Source organism: Tepidimonas sp. (assembly GCF_029335975.1).
Lineage (GTDB): Bacteria > Pseudomonadota > Gammaproteobacteria > Burkholderiales > Burkholderiaceae_C > Tepidimonas.
Genome location: NZ_JARJMT020000139.1, coordinates 1 through 4,230 on the forward strand (window position 1 = coordinate 1; position 4,230 = coordinate 4,230).

Annotated in this window: 4 protein-coding genes; 2 read left to right on the forward strand and 2 right to left on the reverse strand. The window is 66.2% G+C overall.

Features of this window, described 5'->3' with window-relative positions; genetic code table 11:
• Positions 1-521: hypothetical protein (locus P3W97_RS07485; RefSeq protein WP_300845332.1), on the reverse strand; the 521-nt coding region annotated here is incomplete at its 3' end.
• A gap of 938 nt (positions 522-1,459) precedes the next feature.
• Entirely contained in the window at positions 1,460-2,998 is a 1,539-nt protein-coding gene (locus P3W97_RS07490; RefSeq protein ID WP_300845335.1) for a deoxyribodipyrimidine photo-lyase, read from the reverse strand.
• Between the two features lie 26 nt (positions 2,999-3,024).
• Between P3W97_RS07490 and P3W97_RS07495 the strand changes: the two genes are divergently transcribed.
• Entirely contained in the window at positions 3,025-3,762 is a 738-nt protein-coding gene (locus P3W97_RS07495) for a YqgE/AlgH family protein (protein WP_300845338.1), read from the forward strand.
• The gene (ruvX, locus tag P3W97_RS07500) at positions 3,759-4,169 is read left to right on the forward strand and encodes a Holliday junction resolvase RuvX (RefSeq protein WP_300845340.1); all 411 of its coding nucleotides are present in this window, start codon (positions 3,759-3,761) and stop codon (positions 4,167-4,169) included. Before P3W97_RS07495 ends, ruvX begins: the two co-directional genes overlap by 4 nt.
• Positions 4,170-4,230: the final 61 nt, after the last annotated feature.

Below are 4,230 nucleotides of genomic sequence, written 5' to 3' on the forward strand. Positions count from 1 at the left end.
CGGTTGTAATTGCGCACCGAAGCGAAAAAGCGGCGCGGCAGCGGATGCGGGCCCTGGCCATCGCGGCGGGTGAGCGCCGGCGGATGCGGCTCGCGCTCCAGCGACAGCAAAAGGCGCATCACCTCGGCATCCAGGCTGGCGGCGAAGCGCTGGAAATCGGCCTCGAAGCAAAAGCCCGCATGGCGCGTGTCCGCCAGTGGCAGCACCGGCGCGGCGTAGAGCACCTGTGCCGCGCCGAAGGCCGGATGCTCGACCGCCCAGCGATTGCCGCGCACATCGCGCGCCAGCGTATCGATGATCGGCGCGAGTACCGCATCTTCACCCAGTTCGACTTCGGGCAGCCGGAAAGCGAGCACCCTGCCATCGGCCAAGGCGAGCCACAAGCGCGGGTCGTCATCGTTCTGGCCAAAGACCCGACCCGGCAGCCACAGCCGGGCGCGGCAGCCAGCGGGCAGCCGCGGCTCGAGCGCAGTGGCAAAAATCGGCGCTGGCGGGACGGCATGACGAAAGAGGGTTTCCATGCCGCAATGATGCCGCGCGGGGTGGCTCATGGAATGAGCCCAATTCGGACTAGTCGTGCCCAAGCCACCAGCCCGCGGCGAAGGCGAGCCGGCCCCTGATGGGCACGGCGATCGTCTCCCGCACCGCAGCGGCACGATGTCGCACGACTGACCCCTTGACTGTGGGGGGTAGGCTAGGGAACCTCTGAACAACCCTCGCTACGAGCGTCGAGGTGGGATGTGGGTTTTACACACAGATTGGCCGGCAATGTGCAGTGCCATGAGCGCTTGCGCGTGTTCTTCACCTTGCGCTCAAAGGCCGCGCCCGGACTGGCTAGGCTTCATCGGCTCTCGCCTGGTGTCGTGCGTCTCAGATGGGATGTTAACCGGCCTGGAGGGGGGCAGACCTTCCCCCGGGTATCGGATCCCGGATGATCACATCATTCCCAGCCGCCGTGGATACCTGCTGCCGCGGACCACGCTGGCATCCGGGTCACGGCGATGCAGCTCCGACAGGACGTCGGTGTCGACCAGATAACTCAAAGCACCACCGCGACTTCGCGGCCATGCCAGGTGATCGCCTGCGGTCCGGCTCGCTACGTGTCCCGGACGAGCTCGCGCAGGTGGGTTTTTGCCTCTTGGATTTGCCAGGCACGCATGGCACCCCCCATGAATTCAACCAGTCTGGTAAGGATGGTGGCCATTTGAGACCCAAGAGCCAAGCCGGGAACCCGAGAGGCCATCCAAGCGCACCCAAATCCTGATCAGTGTCGTCGACCAGATCAAGACCGCTTTCGACTCGATCAAGCCAGGGCGGCAGGTCGGCCCCGGTCAAGTAACCGCCGCGCCAGCTGCGCGCCGTGCTTGGTACCTGACGGCCCCGCCAAGCGGTCCGGCAGGCGAACAGGCTTGGGGTCGAACACCTGGCCACCTCTGTGGCGTCCTTTGTGACATGGTTTTCATGGCACCGCCCGAGGCGCGGGTTTTGCAGACCGCTGTTGGGCGCCGCTCTTGACCACGGCGTAGCGGGCAAGTGTCTTTTCGCGCGCCTCGGCGTGGTTGACGATCGGGTGCGGGTAGGTCTGCCCCAATGTGACACCGGCGCGGGCCAGCGCACTGGGGCTGGCCTCCCACGGGGCGTGAATGGCCGTGTCGTCGAGGGCTGCCAGTTCGGGCAGATAGCGGCGGATGAATTTGCCTTGCGGGTCGAATTTATGGCTTTGCGCCACCGGGTTGAAAATGCGAAAGTAGGGTTGTGCGTCACAGCCGCTGGAGGCTGCCCATTGCCAGCCCCCGTTGTTGGCAGCCAGGTCGAAGTCGATCAAGTGGTCCGCAAAATACTGCTCGCCCCAGCGCCAGTCCAGACCCAGGTCTTTGGTCAAAAAGCTGGCGACCACCATGCGCAGGCGATTATGCATATAGCCCGTGCGATTGATTTGATGCATGGCCGCATCCACCAACGGATAGCCGGTACGGCCCTCGCGCCAGGCGGCAAAAAGGGCTTCGGCGTGTTTGCCGCGCTCCCAGCGGATGGTGTCGTACTCCGGCTTGAAGGCACGCCCTTCGCCGACCTGCGGAAAATTGGCCAGGATTTGGTGATAAAAATCGCGCCAGATCAGCTCGTTGAGCCAGGCGGTTGCCCCTGCCAGCCCCCGCCGATGTAAACCGTAGGCCAAGCCTGCGGCGGTCCGAATGCTGAGCGTGCCAAAGCGCAGATGCACGCTGAGATAACTGGGGCCTTTGACGGCGGGGAAGTCGCGTGCTTGGTGGTAGTGCTCGATGCGGGTGGCGAAATCCTCCAGCAGCGCGCGTGCGCCCCGGCTGCCGGTGCGCAGCTTCAGTTCGCGCAAATTGGTGCGCGCAAAACCCAGGCTTTCCAGCGGCGGCACACCGGGCGGCAGATCGGCCGGGCACGGTGCCAGTGCGTCGGCGTAGCGCTCCACCGGATAGGCCTTGAGGTGAAAATCCGTCAGCGCTTTGAGCCATGCATTGCGGTAAGGCGTAAAAACCGTGAATGGCCGACCATTGCCCGTCAGCACTTCGTGCCGCTCGAAGATCACATGGTCTTTGAAGGTCTGAAGCACCGCCCCCCCGTGCGCCAGTGCGCCCAGCACCTGGGCGTCGCGCGCGCGGGCGTAAGGTTCGTCGTCGTGGTTGGCAAACACCGCCTGCGCGCCGAGCTGAGCCGCGAGGCGGGGGATTTCTTGGTCTGCCGCGCCGTGCCGCACGATCAGCCCCACGCCATCCACCCCGTTGGACCGCCCCAAGGCGCGCAGCTGCTCGTCCAGGTCGATCAGGCTCTCGTGGATGAACTCCACGCGCCGGTCTGCGGCCAGACCACGCGCCAACAGCGGCTGCAGGATCGCTGTGTCGAATACGAACGCACACCATACCCGGCGGCAGTGCTTGAGGGCATGGTAGAGCGCAGCGTTGTCTTCGGCCCGAAGGTCGCGGCGAAACCACATCAGTCCGGTGTCGTAGTGGGTAGAGGGCTTCATGGGTGTCCACGCGTAGAATTTCTGCTATGAGCTTGGATTCTGCCCCCGTCAATTTGACGCATCACTTTTTGATTGCCATGCCCGGGCTGAATGACGAGCTGTTCGGTCGCAGCGTGGTGTATGTGTGCGAGCACACGCCGCAAGGCGCCTTGGGCTTGATCATCAACAAGCCCAGCGGCATCACCATCGACGACTTGTTCCAGCGGCTGGACCTGCCGCTGGGACGACCCGAATGGGCGGGGATGCCGGTGCTGCGCGGCGGTCCATTGCAGACCGAGCGCGGCTTTGTGCTGCACGAGGACATGGGCGAGCCGTTGCCGTTGCTGGTGGCACACCCGCCCCGTGCGGTCGCTGAGTCCCCAGCGCCGACGTCGGCCGTGCCGACGTTGCTGCAGGCCGCGGGCGCTGCGCCCGAGGCAGATGCCCCTTCCTCCACGGAGGGGGCAGCGGCGTCCGGGAGGCGCCCCACCGTCTATGCCTCGTCTCTCAAAGTGGCGGGCAGTGGCCTGGAGCTGACCACCTCGCGCGATGTGCTGGAGGCGGTATCCGCCGGTGCGGGGCCGCGCCAGATCCTGATCACGCTGGGCTATGCCTCGTGGGGCGAGGGGCAGTTGGAGTCGGAGCTGGGTGACAACGCCTGGCTGACCGTGCCGGCCGATCCAGCCCTGCTGTTCGAGGTGCCGCTGCCGGAGCGTTACGAACGCGCCATGGCCTTGCTGGGCCTGCAGCCCTGGATGCTGGCGCCGGGCGCGGGGCGGGCATGACCACCTGGGGGGCGGTGCCAGCGGGCGCTCAGACCTTTCTGGCCTTCGACTGGGGCGAACGGCGCGTCGGCGTGGCCAGTGGCAACGCCATCACCCGCACCGCCACACCCCTGCCCACGGTGCAAGCCCAGGGCGAAGCCCGCTGGCAGCAGCTGGTGGCGGTCATCCGCGAGTGGCGACCCGATGCCCTGGTGGTGGGGGTGCCTTGCCACCCGGATGGCGCCCCGCACGAGCAAACGCAGCGCGCCCGGCGCTTTGCGCGGCAATTGCACGGCCGCTGCGGTTTGCCGGTGGTGGAGGTGGATGAGCGCTACAGCAGTACCGAGGCACACGCCCTGGGGGCCGACGATAGCGATGCGGGTGCGGCCTGCATCATCCTGGAGCAATTTTTGAGGAACCTGCCATGACCACCGATTCCGACCGCGCCGCTGCGGGGGGCGCGGGTGTCCTGCCCTTGGACGCCGAGGC

What these genes read in the sequence shown, in the direction of transcription:
- ruvX (WP_300845340.1), top strand. Translation starts at nt 3,759, where the DNA reads ATGACCACCTGGGGGGCGGTGCCAGCGGGCGCTCAGACCTTTCTGGCC.
- P3W97_RS07490 (WP_300845335.1), bottom strand. Translation starts at nt 2,998, where the DNA reads ATGAAGCCCTCTACCCACTACGACACCGGACTGATGTGGTTTCGCCGC.
- P3W97_RS07495 (WP_300845338.1), top strand. Translation starts at nt 3,025, where the DNA reads ATGAGCTTGGATTCTGCCCCCGTCAATTTGACGCATCACTTTTTGATT.